Source organism: Ramlibacter sp. MMS24-I3-19 (assembly GCF_050320135.1).
Lineage (GTDB): Bacteria > Pseudomonadota > Gammaproteobacteria > Burkholderiales > Burkholderiaceae_C > Ramlibacter.
Genome location: NZ_CP190017.1, coordinates 26768 through 51855 on the forward strand (window position 1 = coordinate 26768; position 25088 = coordinate 51855).

The 25088-nt window shown below is 69.8% G+C and carries 25 protein-coding genes; 9 read left to right on the forward strand and 16 right to left on the reverse strand.

Going from position 1 to position 25088, the window contains the following annotated elements:
* Nucleotides 1-5: 5 nt before the first annotated feature.
* Entirely contained in the window at nucleotides 6-500 is a 495-nt protein-coding gene (locus tag ACPWT1_RS00175; protein WP_427913431.1) for a hypothetical protein, read from the reverse strand.
* 200 nt (nucleotides 501-700) lie between these two features.
* Between ACPWT1_RS00175 and ACPWT1_RS00180 the strand changes: the two genes are divergently transcribed.
* The gene (locus tag ACPWT1_RS00180) at nucleotides 701-2698 is read left to right on the forward strand and encodes a PhoX family protein (protein ID WP_427913432.1); all 1998 of its coding nucleotides are present in this window, start codon (nucleotides 701-703) and stop codon (nucleotides 2696-2698) included.
* Nucleotides 2699-2719: 21 nt separating this feature from the next.
* Here the strand turns inward: ACPWT1_RS00180 and ACPWT1_RS00185 are convergent, their stop codons facing one another.
* Both ACPWT1_RS00185 and ACPWT1_RS00190 read right to left on the reverse strand, forming a co-directional pair.
* Nucleotides 2720-3454 carry a phosphatase PAP2 family protein gene (locus tag ACPWT1_RS00185; RefSeq protein WP_427913433.1) on the reverse strand — a complete coding sequence of 245 codons (735 nt, stop codon included), beginning with the start codon at nucleotides 3452-3454 and terminating at the stop codon, nucleotides 2720-2722.
* Nucleotides 3455-3688: 234 nt separating this feature from the next.
* Nucleotides 3689-4144: a hypothetical protein gene (locus tag ACPWT1_RS00190; RefSeq protein WP_427913434.1), complete on the reverse strand. Its 456-nt coding sequence runs from the start codon at nucleotides 4142-4144 to the stop codon at nucleotides 3689-3691.
* A 180-nt stretch (nucleotides 4145-4324) separates the two neighbouring features.
* Between ACPWT1_RS00190 and ACPWT1_RS00195 the strand changes: the two genes are divergently transcribed.
* The gene (locus tag ACPWT1_RS00195) at nucleotides 4325-4810 is read left to right on the forward strand and encodes a YybH family protein (RefSeq protein ID WP_427913435.1); all 486 of its coding nucleotides are present in this window, start codon (nucleotides 4325-4327) and stop codon (nucleotides 4808-4810) included.
* Between the two features lie 87 nt (nucleotides 4811-4897).
* On the opposite strand, the gene ACPWT1_RS00200 is transcribed toward ACPWT1_RS00195, so the two are convergent.
* Together ACPWT1_RS00200 and ACPWT1_RS00205 are read right to left on the reverse strand one after the other, a co-directional pair.
* Nucleotides 4898-6214 (reverse strand): sulfatase family protein, encoded by a 1317-nt coding sequence (locus ACPWT1_RS00200; protein ID WP_427913436.1) that lies wholly within the window; start codon nucleotides 6212-6214, stop codon nucleotides 4898-4900.
* The gene (locus ACPWT1_RS00205) at nucleotides 6211-7164 is read right to left on the reverse strand and encodes a Bug family tripartite tricarboxylate transporter substrate binding protein (RefSeq protein WP_427913437.1); all 954 of its coding nucleotides are present in this window, start codon (nucleotides 7162-7164) and stop codon (nucleotides 6211-6213) included. Before ACPWT1_RS00205 ends, ACPWT1_RS00200 begins: the two co-directional genes overlap by 4 nt.
* 81 nt (nucleotides 7165-7245) lie before the next feature.
* Here ACPWT1_RS00205 and ACPWT1_RS00210 point away from each other — a divergent pair, with 81 nt between their 5' ends.
* Entirely contained in the window at nucleotides 7246-7779 is a 534-nt protein-coding gene (locus tag ACPWT1_RS00210; RefSeq protein WP_427913438.1) for a MarR family winged helix-turn-helix transcriptional regulator, read from the forward strand.
* 340 nt (nucleotides 7780-8119) lie between these two features.
* Here the strand turns inward: ACPWT1_RS00210 and tagF are convergent, their stop codons facing one another.
* The 6 genes from tagF to ACPWT1_RS00240 form a co-directional block, all read right to left on the reverse strand.
* Nucleotides 8120-8704, reverse strand: coding sequence for a type VI secretion system-associated protein TagF (tagF, locus tag ACPWT1_RS00215; protein ID WP_427913439.1), 585 nt, complete (start codon nucleotides 8702-8704; stop codon nucleotides 8120-8122).
* Complete coding sequence (tssM, locus tag ACPWT1_RS00220; protein ID WP_427913440.1) at nucleotides 8683-12000, reverse strand: type VI secretion system membrane subunit TssM; 3318 nt, start codon at nucleotides 11998-12000, stop codon at nucleotides 8683-8685. The genes tagF and tssM overlap by 22 nt, the downstream gene beginning before the upstream one ends.
* Nucleotides 11997-13100, reverse strand: a complete 1104-nt coding sequence (locus tag ACPWT1_RS00225) for a DotU/TssL family secretion system protein (RefSeq protein ID WP_427913441.1) — start codon at nucleotides 13098-13100, stop codon at nucleotides 11997-11999. The genes tssM and ACPWT1_RS00225 overlap by 4 nt, the downstream gene beginning before the upstream one ends.
* Entirely contained in the window at nucleotides 13088-14281 is a 1194-nt protein-coding gene (gene tssJ / locus ACPWT1_RS00230) for a type VI secretion system lipoprotein TssJ (RefSeq protein WP_427913442.1), read from the reverse strand. Before tssJ ends, ACPWT1_RS00225 begins: the two co-directional genes overlap by 13 nt.
* Nucleotides 14282-14390: 109 nt before the next feature.
* On the reverse strand, nucleotides 14391-14999 hold the full coding sequence (locus tag ACPWT1_RS00235) for an OmpA family protein (protein ID WP_427913443.1): 609 nt from the start codon (nucleotides 14997-14999) through the stop codon (nucleotides 14391-14393).
* Nucleotides 15000-15250: 251 nt separating this feature from the next.
* Entirely contained in the window at nucleotides 15251-15400 is a 150-nt protein-coding gene (locus ACPWT1_RS00240; RefSeq protein ID WP_427913444.1) for a hypothetical protein, read from the reverse strand.
* A 166-nt stretch (nucleotides 15401-15566) separates the two neighbouring features.
* Here ACPWT1_RS00240 and ACPWT1_RS00245 point away from each other — a divergent pair, with 166 nt between their 5' ends.
* On the forward strand, nucleotides 15567-16526 hold the full coding sequence (locus ACPWT1_RS00245) for an alpha/beta fold hydrolase (RefSeq protein ID WP_427913445.1): 960 nt from the start codon (nucleotides 15567-15569) through the stop codon (nucleotides 16524-16526).
* 21 nt (nucleotides 16527-16547) lie between these two features.
* Here the strand turns inward: ACPWT1_RS00245 and ACPWT1_RS00250 are convergent, their stop codons facing one another.
* From ACPWT1_RS00250 to ACPWT1_RS00260, 3 genes are all read right to left on the reverse strand, one after another.
* Nucleotides 16548-17384 (reverse strand): caspase family protein, encoded by an 837-nt coding sequence (locus tag ACPWT1_RS00250; RefSeq protein ID WP_427913446.1) that lies wholly within the window; start codon nucleotides 17382-17384, stop codon nucleotides 16548-16550.
* Nucleotides 17385-17388: 4 nt separating this feature from the next.
* Entirely contained in the window at nucleotides 17389-18006 is a 618-nt protein-coding gene (locus ACPWT1_RS00255) for an anti-sigma factor family protein (RefSeq protein WP_427913447.1), read from the reverse strand.
* Between the two features lie 117 nt (nucleotides 18007-18123).
* On the reverse strand, nucleotides 18124-18720 hold the full coding sequence (locus ACPWT1_RS00260; RefSeq protein ID WP_427913448.1) for an RNA polymerase sigma factor: 597 nt from the start codon (nucleotides 18718-18720) through the stop codon (nucleotides 18124-18126).
* Nucleotides 18721-18812: 92 nt separating this feature from the next.
* Here ACPWT1_RS00260 and ACPWT1_RS00265 point away from each other — a divergent pair, with 92 nt between their 5' ends.
* Together ACPWT1_RS00265 and ACPWT1_RS00270 are read left to right on the forward strand one after the other, a co-directional pair.
* Nucleotides 18813-19304, forward strand: coding sequence for a DUF3237 domain-containing protein (locus tag ACPWT1_RS00265; protein ID WP_427913449.1), 492 nt, complete (start codon nucleotides 18813-18815; stop codon nucleotides 19302-19304).
* 107 nt (nucleotides 19305-19411) lie between these two features.
* Entirely contained in the window at nucleotides 19412-19918 is a 507-nt protein-coding gene (locus tag ACPWT1_RS00270) for a hypothetical protein (RefSeq protein ID WP_427913450.1), read from the forward strand.
* Between the two features lie 187 nt (nucleotides 19919-20105).
* Here ACPWT1_RS00270 and ACPWT1_RS00275 read toward each other — a convergent pair whose 3' ends face one another.
* Nucleotides 20106-20405: a hypothetical protein gene (locus ACPWT1_RS00275; protein ID WP_427913451.1), complete on the reverse strand. Its 300-nt coding sequence runs from the start codon at nucleotides 20403-20405 to the stop codon at nucleotides 20106-20108.
* A gap of 463 nt (nucleotides 20406-20868) precedes the next feature.
* On the opposite strand from ACPWT1_RS00275, the gene ACPWT1_RS00280 reads away from it, so the two are divergent.
* From ACPWT1_RS00280 to ACPWT1_RS00290, 3 genes are all read left to right on the forward strand, one after another.
* A complete protein-coding gene (locus tag ACPWT1_RS00280) occupies nucleotides 20869-21135 on the forward strand; it encodes an Ig-like domain-containing protein (protein WP_427913452.1) in 267 nt (88 codons plus the stop codon).
* Nucleotides 21136-21501: 366 nt separating this feature from the next.
* The gene (locus tag ACPWT1_RS00285; protein WP_427913453.1) at nucleotides 21502-22293 is read left to right on the forward strand and encodes a LuxR C-terminal-related transcriptional regulator; all 792 of its coding nucleotides are present in this window, start codon (nucleotides 21502-21504) and stop codon (nucleotides 22291-22293) included.
* Nucleotides 22294-22431: 138 nt separating this feature from the next.
* Entirely contained in the window at nucleotides 22432-24228 is a 1797-nt protein-coding gene (locus tag ACPWT1_RS00290) for an alpha/beta fold hydrolase (RefSeq protein WP_427913454.1), read from the forward strand.
* Nucleotides 24229-24238: 10 nt separating this feature from the next.
* Here ACPWT1_RS00290 and fghA read toward each other — a convergent pair whose 3' ends face one another.
* Complete coding sequence (fghA, locus tag ACPWT1_RS00295) at nucleotides 24239-25087, reverse strand: S-formylglutathione hydrolase (RefSeq protein WP_427913455.1); 849 nt, start codon at nucleotides 25085-25087, stop codon at nucleotides 24239-24241.
* Nucleotide 25088: the final 1 nt, after the last annotated feature.

Below are 25088 nucleotides of genomic sequence, written 5' to 3' on the forward strand. Positions count from 1 at the left end.
GGCGGTCAGCGCACGGACTGGACGCTGAAGGCTGCTTCCGCCCACGCGCTTGCGCGGGCGCGGGTCAGTTTGAAGGCCGGCGACACGCTTGCTTCGCCAAGCACCTCGCCCGCCGCAGTCGTCGCCCTCAGCAGGGCGGTCGGAGCCTCTTCGTCGGGATCGATGTCCAGCGTGACCACCACGCGGCCGCCATCGTGCGAGATCTCGATCTGCTGGTGCAGGGATGCATGCAGTTGCTGCTCGTGGCGGCGCACGAATTCAGCCGCCGTCTTCACCAGCGTGTTGAAGGCCGCAGTGTCCAGCGGCTTGGGGTTCTTCTTGTCGCGGCCCATGGTCCAGGGGCCGACCAGCGCGGGCTCCACCTGGCCATCGGGCGTCATGGCCACCGCCCAGCCATCGTCGTCCTCGTTCTTGATCACCTGGGCCGTCCAGCCGTTGTCGCGCCACAGGCGCGCTTCGCGGATGGTCTCCGGTTCACTGTCGTTGCGGGTTTCGTCCATGCAAGGATTGTTCACCAGTGATCCGCGGGCTGTGCAACACCGAGCAGATGCCCGGGAGAACCGTCCTGCCCCTGATGGATGTCTGTCCCATGTGAGCCAGCCTGCCTGCTTCGAGAATCGCCTCGAAGTCCTGATCGACAGGTAGCCAACGTGATCCCGCTTCTGTCTTCCGTAGCCCGACAACTGGTTCCAGCTCTCGCATGCCCTCCACCACCCCCACGTCCCGCCGCCGCTTGCTGCAACTGCTGGCTGGCGCCCCCGTCCTCCCCTTGGGGATCCGCAGCATGGCCGCGCTGTCGCTGGCTGCCTGTGGTGGCGGCGGAGGCCAGAATTTGCCGGGCAACGTGGCCGCCGCACCGACCCCGAGCGCCTCGTTCGTCTCGGCCGAATTCATCGGCATGCCGGCGCCCGGCGCGGACCAGCCCACTGCGCTTGCCACGACAACGGTGAGCTCCAGGCTGAAGGCCAACTTCAGCGACGGCAGCAGCCAGACCTGGGACCTGGCGTACCAGACCTTCTTCCTCACGGGCGACAAGGTCCCCGATGGCAAGGGTGGCACCATCGTCGCCGGCGGCTACTACGACATCCGCAACCAGCCGATCGTCGATGCCTCGGTGGCCGGGCGCGAGCGCCAGTTCTTCTCGGACGCGCCGGACGGCAGCTCGCTGCTGACGGTGCCCGGCGCCAAGGTCGACGGCGTGAAGGGCAACGCCGTGTTCGCCGTCGTGCAGTTCGAATACAACACGGCCAACCAGGCAGGCGCGAGCACATACGGCGTCCTGCCGTCGCCGATCGCCGTGCTGACGCTGGACCAGGATCCCGCCAGCGGCAGGCTCACGCTGGTGAAGTACCACAACGTCGACACCTCGGGCGTGCACGGCCTCTGGTCCACCTGCGGCGCCAGCCTGTCGCCCTGGGGCACGCACCTCTCGAGCGAGGAGTACGAGCCCGATGCCTTCGACCAGGGCCTGGGCGGCCAGTCGCTGGCGATGCTGCGGGCCTTCAGCCAGAACACATTCGGCAACCCGGCGACGGCCAACCCGTATCACTACGGGCATCTGCCGGAAGTGTCGGTGAACCCTGACGGCACGGGCTCGATCCGCAAGCACTATTGCCTTGGCCGCTACTCGCATGAACTGGTCCAGGTCATGCCCGACCAGCGCACCGTGCTCGGGGGCGACGACTCCACGAACGGCGGGCTGTTCCTGTTGGTGGCCGACAAGGCCGGCGACCTGTCAGCGGGCACGCTGTACGCCGCGAAGTACACGACACCGCTGACGGAGACCACGACCGGCACGATCGAATGGATCAGGCTGGGACACGCCAGCAGCGGTGAGGTCCAGGCGATGGTGGATGGCGGCATCGTGGCCACCGACATCATGGATTCGGTGCTGGCCGATCCCGCCGATGCCAGCTACACGCACGTCACGCTCAACACGAAGCCGGCCTGGGTGCGGGTCAAACCCGGGCAGGAGAAGGCCGCGGCTTTCCTCGAGACACATCGCTACGCTGCCCTCAAGGGCGCCAGCATGGCGTTCACCAAGAACGAGGGCACCACGCTGAACGTGAAGGACAAGGTCGCCTACTCGGCTTACTCCACCATCCAGGATTCCATGGTCGAAGGCGGCTCCGGCTACGTCGCGGGCCACAACGTGAAGTTCAGGACATCGCCGGCCGGCCTCGTCATGGTCCACAAGCTGAGCACAGGCCAGGTGGACGACACGGGAACGGCCATCGGCAGCGACTGGGTGCCGATCGAGACCAGCGTGCTGCTGGCCGGCGAGGACCTTGCCGCGCCTGATGCGCTGGGCAACACCGCGAACCCGGACAAGGTCGCCGGACCGGACAACCTCAAGTTTTCGGAGAAGTTGCGGACCCTCTTCATCGGCGAGGACAGCGACAACCACCTGAACAATTTCCTCTGGGCTTACGACGTCGACTCGCGCAAGCTCCAACGGGTTCTCTCGTGCCCGGCAGGCGCCGAGTCGACCGGGCTGCACGCCGTCGACGAGATCAACGGCTGGACGTACGTCATGAGCAACTTCCAGCACGCCGGAGACGAATTGGGCAGGTATCCGACGCTTGGCGAAGCCCTGAAGAACCAGATCGAGGGGATCATCGATGCCAGCTACAACGACAAGTCCAGTTCGGCGGTGGGCTACCTGACAGCAGACTTGCGCGCGCCTGGCAGCTCCTGACGCCTGGATCGTTCGCCGCCGCTAGTCTCCGACGGTCGCGCCCAGGCCGAGTGCGACCATGACCTTTCCGAATTGCAGCACGCTCCTCACCAGCGCACGGCTGGTCTCGAACATGTCGGCGATCTGGTAGGTGACCAGGAACAGTGCGGGATAGAAGTACATCGCGCGCGACCAGGAAAGCTCCTCGATGGATCGCACGACGCGGGTCTGCATCAGGTAGATGTTCCCCAGCCACGAGATGCCTGCGCCCACCACGGCGCCGGCGAGGATGTCCGTCGGGTAGTGCAGCCCGAGGTAGAGCCTCGGGAGCACGATCATGACCATCGTGTAGGCGAAAACGAAGACGCCCAGGCGCCTGGAGACGAAGTACAGGCCGGTGGCGAGGGCGAAGAACAGCACGGCGTGGTCGCTCGGGAACGAGCTGAGCTTGGCCAGCGCTTCCTCCGAGACGCCATAGGGCTTGACGAAATCCAGGCTGGCCTCGTGCAGGGGTCGCACGCGGAACGGCAGCAGGATCACCAGGAGGCGCCCCACCAGCAGCGCCACCGCGGAGCTGAGCAGGGTGGCGATCATGTGCTCACGCTCCTTCGTGGCCTTGCCCTCGGTCCGGAACCATGCCCACCAGATGAACAGCATCAGCAGGCCGCCTTTGAACAGGTGGTTCACGGAGATGAACGCCACCATCTGGTCGAACGCCCACGACCTGCGCGCGAACACGTTGATGTGCGTCATGGTCCAGCTGTCGAGCCAGTTCACGGCGCTCCTCCTGCACGTGACTCAGCTGGGCGGCATCTCGAAGACCTTGCCATCGAATCAGCATGATCCAGACGACGTGGCTTGTGCATCGGGGTTCGCCAGAAGGTGGCTGGGCCTGCGCCTAATGGGTGAGGGTCTGTCTGTTCAGTGCTGGCCAGAAAGCGAGGCCGAGCTGCCGGACCGCAAGTGGCTGCTCATTGCCGGTTCGCGCGCGCGACGGAGGCGGCTGATGCATCACTCGCCGACCGCCTGCAGGATGTTCCGGAGATGCTGCGCTTGCCATTCCTGCTCGGGCACGAACGAGGCAGGGTCGGAAGTTGCGCCGTATCCACCTTGGCCGTAGACCGCGGCATAGGCCGCATACTCAGCCGCCTGTCGCGCCTGGCCGGCGACCGCCTTTGCGAGCGCATACGTGGCTGAAACTGCGGCGTGTCCAACTCCGTCCAGTGACCTGGACCCCTGATGGCTATTCGCCAGTACCTGCACCTTTGACGCGTCCGCGAGCGCGTCCTCGAATGCGCCACGGAGGATCCTGTCGCGAAACGCAGCCAGGCACGCCAGCACGTCGTCCTGCTCCATCAGATGACCGACACGCTCGACGCAGACGAGTCCGAACCGCAGTCTCGGCGCCAGGTTGGCCTCGGAGGCGGGCTCCAGAGCCCTGAGCAGCGGTTCGAGGGGAGAGGTCATGCAGTACGTCCCGGCGATTGTCTCCGGTCTGACATCCACGACCGGCCCAGCCGGGAACCCCGGTCAATCATCAAGACGGTCCATCCTTGATGGCTCGCTGCTCAGTTGCTGATCCACGGCGAACGCATAGCCTGAGCACGCTGGCAGCCGCTAGCGTTGCAACCATGAAAGGAATCAGCCATGAAGCTCCTCTTCTCGTTCATCACGGCCCTCCTGCTTACCACGGGGGCGAAAGCGCAGCAATCTGGACCCGAGGAGATGTTCGACCGCTTCGCACAAGCACTGGCGGCCGGCGACATCGAGGCAATGATGGCGCTGCACTCGGAAGACTCGGTCCTGGTTCCCAGCAATGGCGGCCCCTTCGTCAAGGGCAAAGCGGCCATCGAGAGCTACTACAAGGCCATCTTCGCCAATACGAGGAGCCGCCACGCAATCAAGGCGCCTGGCTACGAGTGGCAGGTGTACGGGGACACGGCCATCCGCACCTCGAACGGGATGTTCGAAGTGGAGACCGCCAACGGCAAGAACGTCCTGCCCCTGCGCAACACATACGTCTTCCACAAGGAGGGCCAGGATTGGAAACTGGCCACCACGCACGTCTCGAACCGGACCCCTCAGGGATCTGCAGCGACACCTGCGGCGCCTGCGGCGTCCGCGGCCAAGTAGGGCACGCAGGCGCTTTCCGGCGCGCCGGCGAACTGCCCATTTCCCGCGCTGCCCACGCGAAACAGTCCGCAGGGCCGGCGATGCTGCTTACCGGGACGGCATGTCCGCGACGCAATAGGGGAGCATCACGGCAGCCTCCTGCGGAATCTCCGGCATCGTGCAGTTCCATGCTTCCCACTGGGCACGCATGGCAGCAAGCCGCAGCGGCTCGCGTCGGGCGAGGTTGGCACGCTCGCGCTCGTCCACTGCCAGGTCGAACAGGTACTCGTGGCCGTCCACGCACAGGTACTTCCAGCGGCCTTCGCGCATCGCACGCTGCGCGCGATGCTTCATGCGCCAATACATGGGGCGGTCGAAGCAACTGTCCGGGTCGCGCAGTGTTGCGCAGAGCGGCACGGCATCGAGCGGGTAGTCCGCGTGCGGAGCCACGCTCGCTTCGTGCAGGACCGTCGCGGAAAAGTCCATGGTCATGCACGGCTGCCCGGAGACGCTGCCAGGCTGGATGACGCGCGGCCAATGCGCGATCCAGGGCACCCGGATGCCGCCTTCGGTCAGGTCCATCTTTCCGCCCACGAGCGGCCAGTTGTCCGAGAACCGCTCGCCCCCGTTGTCGCTGGTGAACAGGATCAAGGTGTCCTGCAGCAGCCCGTTTGCCTCCAGCTCGTCGACCACTGCCCCGATGCCCTCATCCAGCTGGCCGACCATGCGCTGGTAGGTGCGCACATCGCCGCCCTGCAGGTCCGGGAGTGCCCCGTGCACTGCAGCCGAGCGGTGGCAGTCTTCCCGTGTTTCCCAGGGCCAGTGCGGAGCGGTGTAGTGCAGGCTGAGAAAGAAGGGCGCATCCTGCCTGGCCATGCGCCGGATGAAATCCACCGCTCGCTGCGACAGCACATCTGTCATGTAGCCGACCGGGAAGTGCTCCTCGTCGTTCTCGAAGAAGTCGTGCGCGCCATCGGTGCCGCAGTGGCTGAAGTAGTCCACGCCGCCGGACATCGGTCCGAAGAACTCGTCATATCCGGAGCGGAGTGGCCCGAAGTGCGGCGGGTAGCCCAGGTGCCACTTGCCGACGAGCGCCGTGCGCCACCCGGCGTCGCGCAGCAAGGAAGGCAAGGTCGGGTGTGCCGGCGCCAGGCCGAGCGACGCACTGCCGCGCGCCCGGGCGTTCATAGGCTCCTCCGCGGCTCCGCGCAGCCGGTACTGGTACCGCATCGTCATCAACGCAAATCGCGTGGGCGAGCAGACGGGCGAATTCGCATAGCCCTGGGTCATGCGCAAGCCGTCGGCGGCGAGCCGGTCCAGCACGGGCGAGACTGTGCGACCGGCAAACGGGCGTCCGCCGTAGCAGCCGAGGTCGGCGTAGCCCAGGTCGTCCGCGACGATGTAGAGGAAATTGGGTCGCTTCATTCGACTCGCAGGCCACTGCTGCGCACCAGGTCACGCCAGCGGCCGTACTCGGCCCTGATGAACTCGCCGAACTCGCCTGGCGTGCCGGGCGCAGGGGCGATCCCCATGGCCTCGAGCGATGACCGGACCTGCGCATCGTCCAGTGCTCGGTTGATCGCCGTGTTGAGCAGGGTGACGGCCGCCTCGGGAACTCCCTTCGGTCCGACGAAGCCCCACCACGAACTCGCCTGCAGCGCGATGCCCTGCTCGTAAAGGGTGGGCACGTCAGGCAGCAGCGGCAGTCGCTGGTTGCCGCTCACAGCGAGTGCGCGCAGCGTCCCCGCCCTGATGTGCGGCAGCGGGCTCGGCAGGGACTCGAACATCGCATCGACCTGGCCCGACAGGATGCCGTCGTACATGCGCGACGTCGCAAAGGGCACGTGGAGCAGGTCCATGCCTGTGTCGCGCTGCAGCTGCAGCGTGGCCAGGTGATGCATGCTGCCGACTCCCGGCGAGGCGAAGCTCACTGTGCCCGGCCGCGACTTCGCCCATGCGACGAAATCCTGCATCGTGCGGGCCGGGTTTGCTGCACGGACCAGCCAGACGTAGGGGCCGCGCGCCACCTGGGCGATCGGCGTGAAATCGCCCGGTTCGTATGGCGGCCGCTGGCGGACCGCCGGTCCGGTGGCGAGGTTCGCGGCAACGCCGAAGAGGAGCGTGTAGCCGTCGGGCACGGCATGCGCGACGGATTCGGCCGCGATCATTCCGGCGGCCCCGGGCTGGTTCTGGATCACGACGGGCTGGTGCAGCTGCTCTTCGAGCGCCGTGGCCACCCGCCGCAAGGCCACGTCCGGAGGACCACCGGCCGGAAAGCCGTGCAGCACCTTGAGCGGACGCTGCGGAAATCCTTCAGCCCGGGCCGCCCTCGACATGAGGAACGAAGCGAGGATGAAGCATCGACGTGTGGGCATGTCGGTCTCCTGGTGACGAATGGGCCGAATCTAGGAGCTGTCCGGATAATTGTTCTAAACACGCACTGCCGGGAGTTGCGCATGAGCCTGAGGACACCGCGACGGCACGACGACCTGGTCAACTACCGGATCAAGCAACTGCAGGCGCTCGGGGGCGCTCCTGCAGTGCGCATCTGCGAGGGCGGCTTCGGCCTGGCACGCCAGGAGTGGCGCCTGCTCGCAGCATTGGTGGAACACGGGCCCCGAAGTCCGACGGGCCTGGCAGACCAGGTGCGAATGGAGCGCGCGCGCGTCTCGCGCACGCTCGCGAGCCTCGTGGAAAAGAAGTTGGCGGCGCGGGTGAGCGAATCCGGGGACCGGCGGCGCGCCACGGTTCGTGCCACCACCGAGGGCCGTCAACTTTATGCGCGGCTGTTTCCGCTGCTGGCGCAGGTCAACGTTCGCCTGCTCTCGGTGCTGGACGACGGTGAGCTCCAGGTCTTCGAAACTTGCCTGGAGAAACTGACTGCGAACGCCAGGGAGGTGCTGCGAACCCTTCCCGCGGATGCACCCAAGGCCGACCGCCGCTGCGGCGGCTCCAGGCAGGTGTGGAGTCAGCGCCGACACATCCAGTAACCTCGACCAGGTCGCCCCCACCAGCGAGCCCGGAAGTGCGCTCGATCCACCGCGCCGTGGAACTACCACACCTTGGCCGTCGCACTTCCCACAGCCGACGGGGAGAACGGTGTGGACAAGGATGTGGAATTCCCCCGCAGTCCGCGCCAGTGCTGCATTCGAAGGGCTTGCTCATCATTTCAGCAGTCGCTTGCCGCGTGCTGACGTCGCAAGCCTCACGTGGGGCAATGGCCACGTCGCCGGGATGCGCATGCCATTCATCCGGCATCCAAGTGCATGCTTCCGGTGGCCGGCGTGGTCGCAGGTCGTCGTCCTGCCTGACGGCGCCAAGCCGCTGGCACTACAAGCCCGCGGGCTGCGCGAGCCCCAGCAGTTCGAACAGCAGCGCCGGCGAGGGCGGCCAGCCGGCCACCAGTGCGTCCGAATCGTCCGCCGCGGAGAGCGGCGTCCACGCGCTCGCAGGCGGAGCAGGCCACGCGGGGGTGGATGCGTCGTCTGCGATCGCGTGCGCGGGCAATGCGGCAATGGCCTCCTCGAGCGCCTCGGGGCCCTCCGCCGCGGCGTCGAGCAGCAACGCCAGCCGCGCAGCGCACGCCGCCAACGACACGGGCGCGATCACGCGCTCGGCAAGCGTGAGCGGAAATGCACGCCCGACCCGGTCGTGCGAAGGCACCACGATGCCGCACCATGCCTCGCCTTGCGAAGGCAGCGCCAGGTAGCGCCACGGCGCGAAGCCCGCCAGGCGCTCGCGCAAGGCATCGCCATCGATCGTCGAGGCGGCCAGCGCGAGGCCTTGCTGCAGCCATCCGTCCCACTGCGCGCGCCAGCGTGGCGGCAGGCCGCGGCCGACGAAGTCGCCGCGCGCGGGCAGCTTGCCCCACCAACCGATGCGACGCGGCAGCTTCACCATGTCGAGGGCGGACAACTGAAGCGGGCCAGGTCGCGCAGGGTCCAGATGTCGGCATCGGGCGAGCCGGCTGCCCTCGCCTCGACGCCGAGCGTGCGCGTGTCCACCGCGAACGCCAGCTGCGCGGGCGCGCCGCGCTGGCCCTGCCAGTCGCTGCGCAGCAGCAGCCGCACCCACGCGAACGGCCCTTCGTGGATCTCGGCCCCGACGCCCGCGGGCCCCGGCGGCAGGATGCGCATGAGCACCTTCTGCGTGGACGCTGGACCCGGCCAGGCCAGGTCCTTGGGACGCGACGGGCCGTTCTCGAAGCGCAGCAGCTGGCCATCGACGTCGATGCTGAACTGCAGCAGCTCGGGATCCATGCGCAGCGGCGTGAGGCGCAGGCGCAGCTCGGGCAACGGCGCGCCGCCGGGGAAGAACAATGTGTTGATCGCGGCGGCGGCCTCGAACGCCGGCGGCGCGGGCGCATCGGCACCGCGCGCCTTCCACGGACGGCTGGACGTGTCGACGCGCTCGGCCAGGTGGTTGCGGCGGAATTCGTCGAACAGGCCGCCGGGGCCGAACAGCCGCGCGAAGTCCGACGGCGGCATGTCGCGCGCAGCCGGCATCGCGAACGGAAAGCGGTCGCGCGTCAACGCGCCGCAGGTCTGCGCGAGTTCGGCGAGCGCGGCCTCGAACGTCGGCTTGGGACCGCCGCGTGCGCGCACCAGCGCCGCAAGGTCGGCCGTCACCTTGCGCAACGCGGGCGGCGCGCGGGCAGCCTCGGTGCGCAAGGCCGCATCGAGCTCGGCGTCGGCCGCACCACCGCGCGGGCCTTTGGCCAGCGCCTGCAGGCGATCGAGCGCCTGCGGACCGGCACCAGCGGCATAGTCGCCCAGCGCGCCGAAGCGGGCCCGCAGCGCGCCATCGAAGGCGCGATCGGCCACGCTGCCGGTTTGCGGACTGGCGCTGAATTCGTCCGCGAGCCGGGTGAAGAGGCGGCGCAGCGGTGAGTCGGGCGCCGTGAGTTCGAGGGCGGCGCGTGCACCGCCATCGGCATCGCCGCGCGTCGCGAGTGCCAGGCCGTCGAGCTGGCGCGACCAGGCCGCGATGACGCGCTGGGCGTGGCGCGCCCCGACCTGTCGCGCGATGTCGTCGCGCCACGCGCGGTCCTTGCGCAGGCGCAGGGTGTCCGCGGCTGCGTCACCGAGCACCCAGCCCGCCTCGTTGGCCAACTCGTCGAGCGTGGCGTCGAGTGCCGGGGCGAGGCGGCGGCGCCAGTCGACGGCACTCGCGTGCTCCGGCATCGGGCCCGCGGGTGACGGCGCGAACACGAGCGCCGCGGCCGGCCCCAACCGCGCGGGCAGGTCCTGCGGCGGCTCGGCGTCGGTCACGCGGCGCAGCAGGCGCTCGTGCACACGCTGCGCCAGCGGCACGGCCGCCAGCGCACTGCGCGCGGCGCGCACGCCGGCGTCGTCGGGCCGCATCGCGTCGGGCAGCCCGTTGCGTTCGAGCAGGGCATCGACATGGCGCGCCCACTCCGCGCGCTCGCCGGCACCGCTGCCGCGACCCAGCGCCTGCGCGGCCCAGTGGCGCACGTCGGCGCGCACCAGCCGGTCGGGATTGGAGAGCATCAGCGTCGTGCGCAGTGCGTCGTAGCGCGTGGCGCTGTCGTCGGCCTCGCGCAGGTCATGGCGCAGCCGATCGACGAGCAGCGGCGCCAGGCTGCGATCGAGCATCTCGCGGTAGGCCTGCTCCGCCGATCGCGCCAGGCGCGGCCCCTGGAACAGCCCGAAGCCGAGACCCGCGCCCGGCTGGTCGGGATCGACGCCGTCGTTGCCAGCCAGGCGCTGGAGCAACGAGTAGAGAGGCAGCACCTGCTCCAGCTTCGCCGACTGCAGCGGCCCGATGCGCTGCGTCATCTGCTCGACGCGGGCACGCACCGCGTCGACGTAGGCGAGGTTGCGCCGGTAGCTCTGCCACGACAGCGCGCAGGCCGCGAGCAATGCGAGGCACGCCACGGCCGCCGCCGACAGTGCCATGCGGCGGCGAAGACGCAGGCGCTGCAGGCGCTGGCCCGCGAGCGGCGCCTCGGCGATCACCAGCTGCCGCAGCAGCCCGGCGAGGAATAACGACTTGCCGCCCGCATCGGGACGCGGCAGCGGCTTGAGCGCGACACGATGGCTGCGCGCGAGCTCGCCGATCACGCGGTCGATCGGATTGCCCTCCTGCGTGCCGCTGGCCAGCGCGAGGGCGCGCAGGCGTTGTGCCGGTGCTGCGGCGATGCCGGCGAAGGCGCGGCGCACGAACGCCTCGACCGGCGCCAGCAGCGTGTCGACCTGCGCCGCGAAGGCATAGATCGGCAGCCGTCGCTGCGGCATGCGTTCGCGCTGCAGCTGCTCGGGACGGCGACGCGCCAGGCGCAGCGACAGGTCGGCCAGGCGCGACGCGAGATCCGCAGACACGCCGGCCACGTCGGCGTCGAACACCACGCCCCACAGCTGCTCGCGCTGCGCGGCGTCGAGATCGCCGAAGGTCTCCATGAAGCCGGCCAGCAGGTCGGCCTTGGTCACCAGCAGGTACACCGGGAAGGCGAGATCGAGCTCGCGGCGCAGCTCGTCCAGCCGCGCCGCCACCGCATCGGCCTGGCGCGCGAGCTCCGGGCCGCCGTGCAGGAGGTCGGGCACGCTGGCCGTGACGATCACCCCGTTGATCGGCTGCACGGGACGGTGCCGGCGCAAGAGTGCCAGGAACTGCTGCCACTCCTTCGCATCCGCCGCCGCGTCGCTGTCCTGCGTCGTGTAGCGCCCCGCCGTGTCGATGAACACCGCGTCCTCGCTGAACCACCAGTCGCACTGGCGCGTGCCGCCGATGCCCGCCAGCGGATCCTTGCCAAGCCGTTCGGCGAGCGGGAAGCGCAGCCCCGAGTGCAGCAGCGCCGTGGTCTTGCCCGCGCCGGGCGCGCCGATGATCAGGTACCAGGGCAACTGCTGCACCTGCCGCCGGCTGCGCCACCAGCCCCGCGCGCCCTGCGCCTCCACGCCCTGCCGGAGCATCGCGATCGCCTGGCGGAAGCGCTGGCCCAGTTCCGCACCACCCTCGCCCGCCTCGAGGCTGTCCAGCAGCCTGCGATTGCGTCGCCTGGCCAGCAGCACGCGCAGGCCACGCACCGCCAGCACCAGCACCGCGGCAAGCACCAGCAAGCCGATGCGCGCACGCGGGTCGTCGAACGGATGCCAGCCGCGCCAGGCCAGCAGCGGCGTCGCGAACCACAGCAACGCCGCGGCCACGCCGAGGTTCACGGCGCCCTGCGCAAGGCGGAGCGGCGCCTTCATTCCGGGAACAGGATGATCTCGACGCGGCGCAGCGGCGGCGCGCCGGCGGTGTCGACGCGCGCCTCGACCGCGAGCCGGGCGTCGCCGAGTCGCGGCCGCAGCATGTCGGCGGCGCTGCGCGCCCAGTCCATCGCCTGGTGCCAGGCGGACGGGGTGCGCGCGGTCGGCGGATCGCCGCCATCCGTGTAGCCGACGACCAGCACCTTGCCCGGCGTCCGCGCCAGCACCGCGGCGAGCCTGTTCAAAGGCGCGCCCGCATCGCGCAGTGCGTCGGCCCCGACCACCACCACGCTGCGCAGCGGCTCGTCCCGGACCGAGAGGCGGCCGGCCTCGATGTCGGCACGCAGTTGCGGCGCCAGGCGTGGCGGCGCCGAGGTGCCGGCCACCGCCGCCTGCGGTGCCGTGCGAGCCGGCACCAGCTGCTGCAGCGAGACCAGCACGCCATCGACGCGCCTGGCCAGCAGCAACTGGCTGGCGCTGTAGACGGCGAAGGCGAGCACGCCCAGCAGCAGCACCGCCGGCACGGCGATGCGCGGCGCGCGCGGCGGACGCGCCGCCGCCGGCGCGCAGTGCCACGGCGCGACCAGCGCGGGCACCGGCGCGACCTGCTCCAGCGCCGCGAGGACGCGCGAGCGCAGGGCTTCGTGCGCCCGCAGGTCCGCGCCGGCGCGCGCACGCAGGCCCAGGCTCAGGCAGGCGTGGAACAGCTCGAGCAACGCGCGGTGCTCGCGCGGCCGCTCGGTCAACCGGGACAGCAGCCGCAGCAGCCGGTCGCCCGCGCTCGCTTCGTCGTGGAACTGCTGCAGCAGTCCGGCGCCGCCTGCGCCCCACGGCGCTGCGCCGACCTGCTCGTCGCCCCACGCGCACAGCACGTAGCTCGCAGCCGTGACGGTGGGCTCGTCGACGCCGGCCAGGCGCGCGTCGGCTTCGAAGCGGCTCACCGCCGTCGCCAGCGTGCGGCGCAAGGCGGCCGGGTCGGCCGGTGTCGCGTCGCGCAGGCGCGCGATCAGGGCCACCAGCGGGAGTGCCAGCGCGCGCAGCGCACGCGCCGCAGGCGGCTCCCCGATCGCGTCCGGCTCGCGCTCCTTCACTTGGCCCACCCCACCTGCAGCTGGCGTGCCTGGGCATCGATGTGCGCCCGCGGCGAGACCGCGCCCTCGGGCAGCGGCAGGATGGCGCGCCACTGCGCATGCTCGATCTCGCGGAAGGCACCGAACACCGCGATGGCGCGCGCATCGCCGCTGACCTGCAGCGCCACCTCGCGCGCCTCGCCCGGACGCAGGTGCAGGCTCTCGCGCGCCAGCATGTTGGTGCCGAGCGTTGCCTCGTCGTCGTCGTAGAGGCTGTCGAAGCTGGCCTTCTCGAACACGCTCGGGTCGCGCAGGACATAGATGCGCAACGCCAGCGACGCCGGCGCGTTGCGCGCATCGGTGTTGAGGCTGCGCTCGGCCTGCACCATCAACTGCACGCTGCGCTTGGCCGTGGCGACCGCACCCGCCGGTCCCGGGTTGAACATGAAGTTCACCACCATCGAGGTGTTGACCCACGGGATCTGGCGCTGGGCCGTGTCGCGCAACACCTTGATGCGCACGGTCTTGAGCATGTCCTCGGCCTCGACGCCGGCGGTGCGCAGCTCGTTGGCGAGGTGGCGCGTGTAGATGCTGTTGCCGCCGACCGGGCCGTCCTCCGCGACGCGCCCCGGCGCCGCCGAGAACGCGATCAGCGCGCCGGGCGCCGCCATCTCGGCCAGCCCGTCGGCCTTGCGCGATGCGCTGCGGCGCGCGGCGAACGGGTCGTTGCGGCAGGCGTCGATGATGAAGATGCGCGCGCGCGGCCGCACCCGGTCCACGCGCGCGAGCAGCGCCTCCTGCAGGTCGATCGCCTCGTCGCGCACCTCGGCCTCGTCGCGCAGCGCGATGTCCACCGGCAGCAGGTAGTTGCGGCCGCCGATCTGCACGCCATGGCCCGCGTAGTAGAAGACCGAGGCCACCCGGTCATCGTCCATGCGCTGCGCGAATTCGCGCAGCACGCGCTTGAAGTCGCGGGCGGTGAGATTGAGGTGCTCGCCGACCTCGAAGTCGAGGGTGCGCAGCGTCTGCGCGATCAGGCGGGCGTCGTGCTCGGGGTTGTTCAGCGGGAACTCGGGATAGCGGGCGTTGCCCACCACCAGCGCGACGCGCCGCTGCGCCGCCACGTCCGCCTTGGCCTGCGCGAATGTCCTTCGCGCGCCCCAGACCACCGGCACGAGGGCCACGCAGGCGAGCAGTCGGCGGCGGCTCATGGCAGAAGAAGGTTGCGGCGGGCCCGTTCATTGTGGGGACCGCGCCGCGGGGGAACAAGAGGAGCCGCAGCATCCTGCGGCCCGCTGAGCCAGCGCGACGTCGCGCCTCTTACGCGCCGCGGAACTGCACGCGCCGGTTGACGGCGGCGTACGGATCGGCGCCTTCCACCGGGCGGGCCTCGCCGTAGCCCACGGTCTTCAGGCGCGAGGCGGCGATGCCATGGTGCTGCACCAGGTAGTCGCGCACGGCACGGGCACGGGCACGCGACAGCTCGAGGTTGTACTCGTCGTCGCCCACGGCGTCGGTGTGGCCTTCCACCAGCACGGCGCGGTCCTGCGGCAGCAGCTTGATGCCCCTGGCCAGCGCGTCGAGCTGGGTGCGCGCCTCCGGCAGGATGTCGGCGGAGCCGAACGCGAAGCGCACCGGCAGCGACAGCGCCGCAGCGGGGCCGTTCGACTGCTCGCGCCCTCCTGCGGCGGCGGCTGAGCCCTTGGTGGCGGCGTGCGTGTCACCGGACGGCGTCGTGAGGGCGGCAGAGGCAGCCGGCGCCGCATCGTCGAGCAGGTGGATCGAACGCGTCTTGCCGAGCACGTCCGCCACTTCCTGCGGATTCACCAGCTGGCCTTCCTGGTAGACCACGACCTTCTCGGCCTTGGCCTGGCACGCCACGAAGGTGGCGGCGATGGCGATGAAGAGGGTGCTGAGGTAGCGGATCATGGTCATCTCCTGGCGGCGGACCGGTCGCCCCTGTGTTGCAGGTGCCCGCGCGCCGGTTCAATCTTTTCGTGAGGACCGGCAACGCTGCGTGCTGCGGTCATGGCCAGCGTCAGCGGCCGCGACGCGGAGGCCACCACAGCGGACAGGCCGGCCGAGAGGACCGCACGCCGATCCCAGCGCGGCGCGCCCGGAGCATAGAGTGGCAGGGCCATGTGCGGCTCCCGTGGTTGCTGCGATGCCGTGGCACAGCGTCACTCGATCTCGTTGTAGATGAAGGGCTGGATCGCGGCACGGTCGCCCGTCGGCGTCAGCAGGCTCAGCGGCCGGCGGTCCTCGCACACGCACTCGACCATCGCGTGGTTGATGGCGCTGGACACTTGAGACAGGGCGATCATGGACATGGCGGGCTCCGGTGGATGACTGGCTGCTGGTCGGGTTCGCCGTGGCGTTCCCTTCGCGCCATGGGTTGCGCCGCGCCCGGAACCGGTTCATGCGATCTGCTCGCGGTGGCTTGCGCGGTGTTCACCGGCAAGCGCATAGTGCCCAGCGCCAGCCCAGGATCGCCGCATGCTTGACAGCGCTCCGCCCGAGCCACCCGCACACCCGCCGCCGCTGACGGGACTGCGGGGCACGCTGCGTGCGCTGCGCAACTTCGGGTTCGTGGGCGTCGGCAAACCCACCGCGGGCGACTACGACAGCTTCACCGCCAGCGACGGCCAGATGGTCCCCGTCTGCGTCCTCGGGAGCGGCGCGCCGCTGGTGCTGGTGCATGGCGTGGGCTGCTCGCACCACGACTGGATGCCGGTCGCGCGGCGGCTCGCACGGCGCCACTGCGTGCTGGCCTGGGACGCGCGCGGCCACGGCAGCTGCCGCCCCGTGCTGGGCACCATCACGCTCGCGCGCCTGGGCTCCGACCTGGCGGAGATGATCGACCACTTCGGGCTCGATCGGTCCGTGCTGGTGGGACATTCGATGGGCGCGCTGACGCTGATGCAGTACCTGCATGCGCATGGCACGCAACGCGTGGCGGCCGTGGTCCTGGTCGACCAGTCGCCCCGCATCGTCACCGACGAGAGCTGGCGGCTCGGGCTGTTCGGCGGCTGCAGTGCGGCGATGCTTTCCGCGCTGATCGCGGGTGCGCGCCGCGACCTGCCCGACACGCTGCTGAAGGAAGTCGGTGCGCTGGGCGGCGCGTGGCTCACACGCCAGCTCGCACCGGAAGCCCCGCTCGGCCGGTTGCTGCGGCGGCGGCTCCAGCACATCGACGTCACGCCGCTGCTGGACCTGGCCGAGTCGATGGCGCAGGCCGACTTCCGCGCGTCGCTGGCGCGCCTGGATGCGCCGCTGCTGGTGGTGCTGGGCGGCCGCAGCCCGCACTACGCCGGACTGCCGCTGGATGCGTGGTACCGCGACACGGTCAGGCATGCGCAGGTCTCGGTGTATGCGGGGGCCGGGCATTCGCCGCACGTGAGCGAGCCGCTGCGGTTCGTGCGCGAGCTCGAACGCTTCATCGACGACCACGCGTGAGCGAAGCCGGGCCGGCCTTGGCTATCCGCAGCGGCCGTCGGCGTTGGACTTGAAGCAGAAGTCGGACGTGAGGCTCGACGACTCCCAGGGCACCTGCACGCGGCCGGTGTCCTCGGCGACGGCGATGCGCACGCGCTTGAACAGCTGCTCGATCGGCAGGCCTGGCGTGGGCAGGTTTTCCAGCAGGTGGCGCGCGTAGACGCTGTGCTCGCCGCCGCCGCTGTCCAGCGCGACGCCGTTGGGCGCGGTCGAGAAAGCCACGAGCGTGCCGACCGGCGCGTCGACCGTGGCCAGGCCGCCCGGCGTGGCGCCGCGGAACTTCAGCCGTCGCCCGTCGGGACCGACGATGACGCCACCCGCGAACGGGTTCACGCGGCAGGCGTCGAGCACCACGATGTTGGTGCCGTTGGGAATCGCGCTGAGCCGGTCGACGAACTCGCCGACGTCCGCGCTCTGCCGCGGGATGTCGTCTTCCGACTTCGGGTCGGCGTCGATCGGCACGAGGTAGTTGCGGCCCTTGGCCTGCACGCCATGGCCGGCATAGAACAGCACGCGCACGGCCGCCTTCGGCGCGCGCAACGAGAACTCGCGCAGCGACTCGATCAAGTCGCCCAGCTTCGTGTTCTGCCGCAGCGCGACGTCGTAGCCCAGCCCGCGCAAGGTGGAGGCGATGGCACTGGCGTCGCCCGGCGGATTCCTCAGCGGTGCGGTGCGGTAGGCGCCATTGCCGATCACCAGGGCGATGCGCGCGCCTGCGCCGTTGGTCTGCGCCAGGGCGCTGGTCGCGGGCAGCAGGCGCAGTGCGGTGGCACCCGCTGCGCAGCGCAGCAGCGAGCGGCGGGTGAGCAGCGCACGCATGGCATCACTCCCGCGGCGGAACGCCAGGCGCCATCGCGGCGGCCTGCACGATCGGCGCGACCTGCACCCGCTTGAGCGCGTCGGCTTCGGTGCCGGCCGGCACGCGCAGGTAATAGTCGCCCAGTTGCCCGGGGCCGCCGGCGAGTTCGCCGCGCACCTGCATCACCAGCATGCGGATGTCGGACTCCCTGGCGTCCGGCGCGAAGCTGATCTTGAGCATCGGGCCTTCGTCGACGCGCTGGGCGTTGAGCGCCCGGATCTCGTCGGCGTTCTCGTGCGTCTCGCCCAGCAGCTGCAGGATCACCCCGCCCTGCACGGCCATGATCGCCAGCCCGGCGAGCGCGTACGCGGGGCGGATCCCCATGTTGCCGAAGAACGCACTCACGCGTTCCGCGAATGTCGGGCGGTCGCCCTGGATGAGGCGCATCGCCTTGGCCAGGCCGATGGTGGCGGGCACGGCCGGCGCGTTCTCCTGCACGCGGCGCTGCAGCGACCGGTACCAGTCCAGCTCGCCGGCGGCGTCGGGATGCTGCTCCAGGTAGGCCTCGACGAAGGCGCGGTCCTCGGCCCCGATCGAGCCGTTGACGTACCAGGGGAGCAGTTCTTCGAAACGATCATTCATGGCGCCTGTTCCCCTTCGTGTGCGAGCCGATTGCGATGCCTTGCAGTCCCCCAGAACGCTCTGCGGGACTTGCCCTGCGCTGGGTTGCGCCCCGCCGGCAAACGGTTCAATCTTTTTTCAGGACGCGAGCGCCCCCCTGGCATCCGGCGTGCTCCCTTCCTTGCGCAGCAGGCCCTGAAGGCAATTCTTGATCTTCTGCCGGGCATGGAAGAGCCGGGTCTTCACCGTGCCCTCGGGACAGTTCTGCACCTCGGCCACCTCGGCCACGCCCATGCCTTCGAAGAACACCAGGTGCAGGCACTCGCGATGCTCGTCCGAGAGCTTGCCCATGCAGTGCTGCACCCCTTCGCGGCGCTGCTTGGCGGCCAGTTCGGCAAAGGCATCGGGCGCGTCGGACGCCTCCGTCTCCGCGATGTCGTCCAGGTCGCCGTGCACTTCGTCGGGACGGCGGGCGCGGTAGACCATCAGCGCCTTCCTGCGTGCGATGCCGATGAGCCAGGTGGTAATCTGCGAGTCGCCGCGAAACCGTTGCGGATGGCGCCAGACCTCGTAGAAGGTGTCGACCACCACCTCCTCGGCCCGCGCGTGGTCGTTCAGCATGTTGAGCACGTACGCATAGACCCGGCGGCTGAACGCCTTGTACAGCTGGCGGAACGCACCCTGGTCTTCACGCCCGATGCGAGCGAGCAACTGGAGGACCTCGGCGTTGTCCATGGGGCGGGTGCGATGGCTTGCAGCCAATATAGTCGCCTGCCCACGCGGCGAGAAGGGACGTGGCTCCCACGTCCGCTGGCTGGAAGGCAGCTATGACCATGAAGAAGCTCGAGGTACTCCATGTGTTCGACCTGGCCGTGCAGGTCGGGCCGCCGGTCGAAGCCGGCAACACCATCGGCGCCAGTGGCCGGGGCAGGCGCCGCATCATCCCCATCCTCGGCGGCACCGTGCGCGGGCCCGCCGTGGACGGCATCGCGCTCGAGGGTCGCGTGCTGCCTGGCGGCGCGGACTACCAGATGGTGGTCTCGGACACGGTGGCCGAACTCGATGCCCGCTACATGCTCGAGCTGGTGGGCGGCGAGCGGATCTACGTGACCAACCACGCGCTGCGCCGCGCGGCGCCGGACGTCACGGCGCGGCTGGTGCGCGGCGATCCCGTGGACCCTTCACAGGTGTACTTCCGCTGCGTGCCGAGCTTCGAGGTCAGTGCACCCGGGCTCGCATGGATGACGGACCGCCTGTTCGTCGGCACCGGCGTACGACTGCCGGACCGGGTGGAGCTGGCGGTGTTCCAGGTGCTCTGAGCGCCTGGTGCCGCGCCGCGCGCCGAGGGCGCCGGGGGTTGAAAAGAACCCCCGCATGGCCATCTGTCATTGCCTCTGCCCGACGGCGGGCGCCGTAGCATTCATCCATGGCAAACACGGCTTCCACCTTGAAGCCCGAGATGTCGGCTCTCGTGCGCAAGGAGGTGCGCGCGGAGACCAGCGCGCTCAAGCGCGCGCTCACCGCGTTGCGACAGCAGTTCGCCGAGATCAGGCAGCGCATGGAAAGCCTCGAGCGTGAGTTTTCGAAGCTGCGCAAACAGGGCGCGGTCGCCACGCCATCGGCGGAGGCCGAGCGCGAACCGAGCCTGCGGTTCCGCAGTGCAGGCTTCGCCAAGCACCGGCAGCGACTGGGGCTGTCGGCGCGCGAGATGGGATTGCTGCTCGATGCTTCGCCGCTGTCGGTCTACAAGTGGGAACACGGACAGGCCAGGCCGCGGGCGCGGCACCTGCAGGCGATCGCCGCCACGCGCAAGATCAGCAAGCGCGAGGCGCAACGGCGGCTCGAGGAACTCACCGCAAAGGACAAGCCCCGCACGCAGAAGGCGGCGGCGCAGACCAGAGAGGATCCGGGCCGCGGGCGCCGCGCGGCCTGACGACGCTTCGCGGCAATGCAATCCGTCCCGAACGCCGGTCGCAACACGCCGCCTCCTTCAGCTCGTGGACACCGTCACCGTCGCGCGTCCGACATTGCCGGCCGCGTCCACCGCCTGCACGTCGATCGTTCCGCTCCAGCGCCGCGCGTGCGAGAGAGACATCTGGCATTGGTATGGCGCCGAGACGTCAGTGCAGACAAGCACGCCGCGTGACGCTGGGCGCCTGCGTGTCGGCCGCTGGTGCCGGTGTGGGTGCTGGTGTCGGTGCTGGGGTCGGTGCGGGTGCGGGTGCGGGCGCCCCGGGCTGCATGGCCGTGATCTCCGCATCGCTCAGGAGGCCGCGGCGCGTGATCTCGTCACGCTCGGCGGTGGTCAGCGCGCCGCCGGCAAATTTCACCTCGCGCTGCATCTGCTGGAACAGCTGCGGCTCGTTGAGGAGCTCGAACTCCTGCACCACGTCCGGTGAAGCGACAGGTGTGCGAAGCATGGGAGCGCCTCGGTCTCGTGGACCGGTGCCGGATCTGTCGGTCGGGGGTGCTGACCGCGCGGCAGGGCTGAGTTCCGCGCGACCTGCGCAGCAGGCTGTGGGCTGCAGGCCCGGCCGGCAGCCACGTGCCGCAATCTAGGCCGGGGGCAACTGCAGAGCCTGGACCGGTAGTTTTGTCCTGCGTCGAGCTGGGAGGTTTGCCTTGGATTTCTCGATTCAAGACGCTGCTCCGACCAGCGCCATGAGCTCACCAGTCGAGGCCTCCTGACCGACGCGGAGATCACCGCGATGCAGAGAAGCACCGCGACCGCCGCACCGGCACCGGCCCCCGCACCCGCTCCGACCCGCACCTGCTCCGGCCCCCGCCCCTGCTCCGGCACCGGCACCGGCACCAGCACCGGTACCGGCGCCTGCACCCGCACCGACCGCCACCGCGCCCGCTGCGGATGGCCAGTCGCCCGCCGTGACGATCACCTCGCCGTCGAACGGCGCGGTTCTCGCCAGGGGCAGTTCCATGACGGTGCGAGCGACGGCCAGCGACAACGTGGGGGTCAAGCAGGTGAGCTTCTATCTGAACGGATCCCTCCTGTGCAGCGTCAACCAGGGTCCGTACTCCTGTGCGATGCGCCTTCCGTACAGCCGCCGCATGACGACGAACACGGTGCAAGTGAAGGCTTATGACGCAGCCGGCAACGTGGGCCAGTCATCCATCGCGGTCACGACCAGATAGCTCGTCCGCACTCGTTTCGACGCGTCGGTAATCGATGGTCCGCGTGTCGTTCGCGCGTCCGCCAGGAGACAGGACATTTCTCCCATGGCGGGCGCGCAAACCTCGGGCCCACGCCTCTCTTGAATGCCCCTTTTCCCATCGACGCGCGACGGGAATGCGTCGAGAGGAGTCGAGGGGTTGCCATCCTTTGTGATGACCGTAGTTGCCCGCGTCCACGATATGTCCGAGGATCGCAAACTCGTTCTCGTTGCATCGCAAGTTGCTGTGCAATCCAGGTTTCGCAAGCTATGAAAGTCTTTGCAATAAAAATAGAAACTGCTTAGCCTTTCATTAGCATCGCTTTTCACCTGACGGGGGAGTTCGAGCATGGAAACGAACACGAAGCGAACGATCCGCGTATTTGTTGTGGCCCAGGCGATGGTCCGATGGGGACTCACCCGCCTGATCGGCAACGAGGAAGGTTTCGAGCTCGCCGGAGAGGCGGAAACGCTGGAATCCGCGGGCCCGCTGTCCAACACGCGCACCGACCTGCTGCTGGTGGACATCGACGGCCAGGCAGGCGATCCCGTGCTGCACACATGCCTGCCGCTGATGCGGCAGCTGGCTGTCCTCGCCCTGAGTTCGGCGGATGCAAGCGCCCTGGACTGGGCGCTGATGAACGGGCTGCGCGGCGTGGTGCGCAAGTCGGACCAGCCTGCGACGATCCTCAAGGCGATCAGGAAAGTGCACGAGGGCGAGATCTGGCTGTCGCGCGCCGCGATGCAGCGGATCCTGGCCCAGATGTGGCACCGCGCCATTCTCCCCGTCAGCGACATGGACCGTGCGCGTCTCGCCACGCTGACGGTGCGGGAGAAGGAAGCGATCACGGCCCTGACCAGCGATGCGTCGGCGCCGTGCAAGGTGATCGCCGATCGCCTGAAGATCAGCGAACACACGCTGCGCAACCACCTCACGTCCATCTACGCCAAGCTCGACCTGCGGGGCCGGGTGGACCTGTACGCGTTCGCCACGAGGTACGACACGCAGCGCGGTGCGTCGGACTGGGGGCGCAACGGCAACACCAACGGCAACCGCAACGGTGACGGTGACGGCGCAGGACCGGGCTTCCTCCACGCACCACACGCCCATTCGATCCAGACGCAGAGGCAGATGCTCTAGGCCGCGCGCCCCGCACCAGCGGGATGCCTGCGCATCCGGCTTGGGAGAACTCTCCTATTGCCCGGTCTCCGGGCCCGTTCAGAATCGCCGCCAGGGTGCCTACCGAGCGAGCTGGGCGCAGGCATGGGGGAGAACTGCATGAAGTCTGGTGGCGGCGAAGTCCCTGCAAGCGCGCACGAGCCCGTGCCCTTCACCATGGACGTCCAGGCGGGACAGTGCCTGGCCTGGTACCACCGTCCCGAGATGCCATGGCGCAACCTGGTGGTCGTGCTCTGCGCCCCGATCGGCTACGAAGCCGTGACCAGCCACGCGACGTTCGTCCAGATGGCGCGCGGGCTCGCGGCACGAGGCTTCCCGGTCGTTGCCTTCGACGGCCTGGGCAGCGGCGACTCGTCGGGTGACGATCGCCACCCGGACCGGCTCGCCGCCTGGAGGGCCGGCATCGATGCCGCCATCGACCACGCGCAGCGCCTGGACGACAGTCTCCAGGTGTGCCTGCTGGGCGTCGGACTGGGCGGCACCCTGGCGCTCGATGCAGCCTGCCGCCTCGGCAACATCGAGAGCCTGGTGCTCTGGGGATCGACCGCAACCGGGCGCTCCTTCATGCGCCAGTCGATCGCTGCAGGGTTGTGCGGACCGCAGGGCTGCGTGCACGCCCTGGGCCATCACTACACGGCGGAGACGCTGCAATCGCTAGCGGACCTCCAGCCCCTGGCCTCCGACGTGCGCCCGGTCCGGCGCGTGCTGGCCATCGATCGCGACGACCTTCCCGGGCAGGGCAAGGCGCTCGTGGAGGCGCTCCGCCTGGCCGGGACGATTGCCGACAGGCTCGCGATTCCGGGGTACGCGAAGATGGCTCGCGGCGGGTTGGAGGGCGCGCTGGACGGCGCGGCACTCGACGCATTGGGCAACTGGCTCGCGGCGGGGGCGTCCCCGGGCCGGTTGGATCCGCCGCCGTCGCTGGAGACCACCGCACCGTCGTGGACCGCGGACGGCTGCCACGAGACGCTGGTGCGACTCGGTGCGCAGCGGTTGTGCGGCATCCTCTCCGAGCCGTTCGGCCGCAGGGCGGACGGTGCCCGCCCGACCATCGTGCTGCTCAACGACGGCGAAAACTACCACGTGGGGTCGCACCGCCTCTACGTCACGCTCGCTCGCGAACTCGCCAGGGCAGGCCATCGTGTCGTGCGCCTGGACTTCGCCGGCACCGGCGACAGTCCCGACGCACCGGACGCCGTGGGCACCGAGCTCTATGCCATGCGCTCCGTGCGCGAGGTGAGGGCCGTCCTCGACGCGCTGACCGAAGCGGGCCACCGCAGCTTCGTCCTGGCGGGGCTGTGCTCCGGATCGTTCCTCGCCTTCCAGACCGGCCTCAAGGACCGCCGCGTGAGCGGGCTCGCGCTGCTGAACCCGCGCCTGCTGGCGTGGAACCCTCGCAAGGGAGAGAGCTGGCAGCACGCGCATGAACTCCAGGTGCGATCGGCGCGGGCCTACGGCAAGGCCTTGTCCAGGCGGAGCAACTGGCACCGTCTCGCGCAGGGTGAGCTGGGCCTGCAGTGGGCGCTGAAGGTGGCACGGGCGATCGCGGAAGACGGCCTCCACCAGCTGGCGTGGGCCATCGGCATCGGCCGTCCCACCTTGCGAGCAACCCTGCGTGGCCTCTGCCAGCAAGGCGTCGACGTGCTGGTCCTGCTGGCCGACGACGACGATGCGGTGGGCTACATCGAACACCACGTCGGGCCGGGCGGACGCCACATGCGCGGGGTCGACACGTTCACGATGGCGGTCCTGAAGGATGCCGACCACACCTTCTCACGGCCCGGCAATGTCGAGACCGCGGCCGCCCACCTGGTCCGATTCCTCGAACAGGCCCGCAGGCCGCACGAGGAGCGCGAGGCCGACGGGCGCGTGCCAGCGATCGTGGGAACGTCCTGAGCGCCGGAGCTCAGGAGCAGAGCGCTCGCGCGTGGTGCACGACGTGGTCGGCCACGAACGAGGCGATGAAGAAGTAGCCGTGGTCGTAGCCCGGGTGGCGGCGCAAGGTGAGGGACTGGCCCGAGGCGGCGCAGGCTTCTTCCAGTCGTTCGGGGCGCAGTTGCGTCGCGAGGAACTGGTCGTCGAGACCTTGGTCGACCAGCAACGCCGGGGCGCGGGCGCCGCCGCGGATCAACTGCACGGCGTCATGCGCCGCCCAGGCCGAGGTGTCGTCACCCAGGTAACCCCGGAATGCCTTCTGCCCCCAGGGCACTTCGGTGGGGGCGCAGATCGGCGCGAACGCCGACACCGACTGGAAGCGACCGGGATGGCGCAAGGCCAGCGTCAACGCACCATGACCGCCCATCGAGTGCCCCAGGATGCCGGTGCGATCGGCACGGATCGGGAAGGCGCCTTCCAGCACCGACGGCAGCTCCTGCAGCAGCCAGCTCTCCATGCGCCAGTGCCGCGCATAGGGCTCGCGTTGCGCATCGAGATAGAAGCCGGCGCCGGTGCCGAAATCCCAGTCCGCGTCGGCACTTTCGACGCCGGTGGCGCGCGGGCTGGTGTCCGGCGTCACGAGCACCAGGCCGTGCCGCGCCGCGTGCTGCTGCGCGCCCGCCTTGATGGCGAAGGTCTGTTCGTTGCACGTGAGCCCCGCCAGGCAATAGAGCACCGGGCAGGGCCCGTCGTTCGCCTGCGGCGGCAGGTAGACGCCGAAGCGCATCGGCAGGCCCACGGTCGCGGAAAGGTGCTGATGGAAGCCCTGCACGCCCTCGAAGCAGCGGTGCTGCTCCAGCGTGGTGATGGCTGCTGCCATC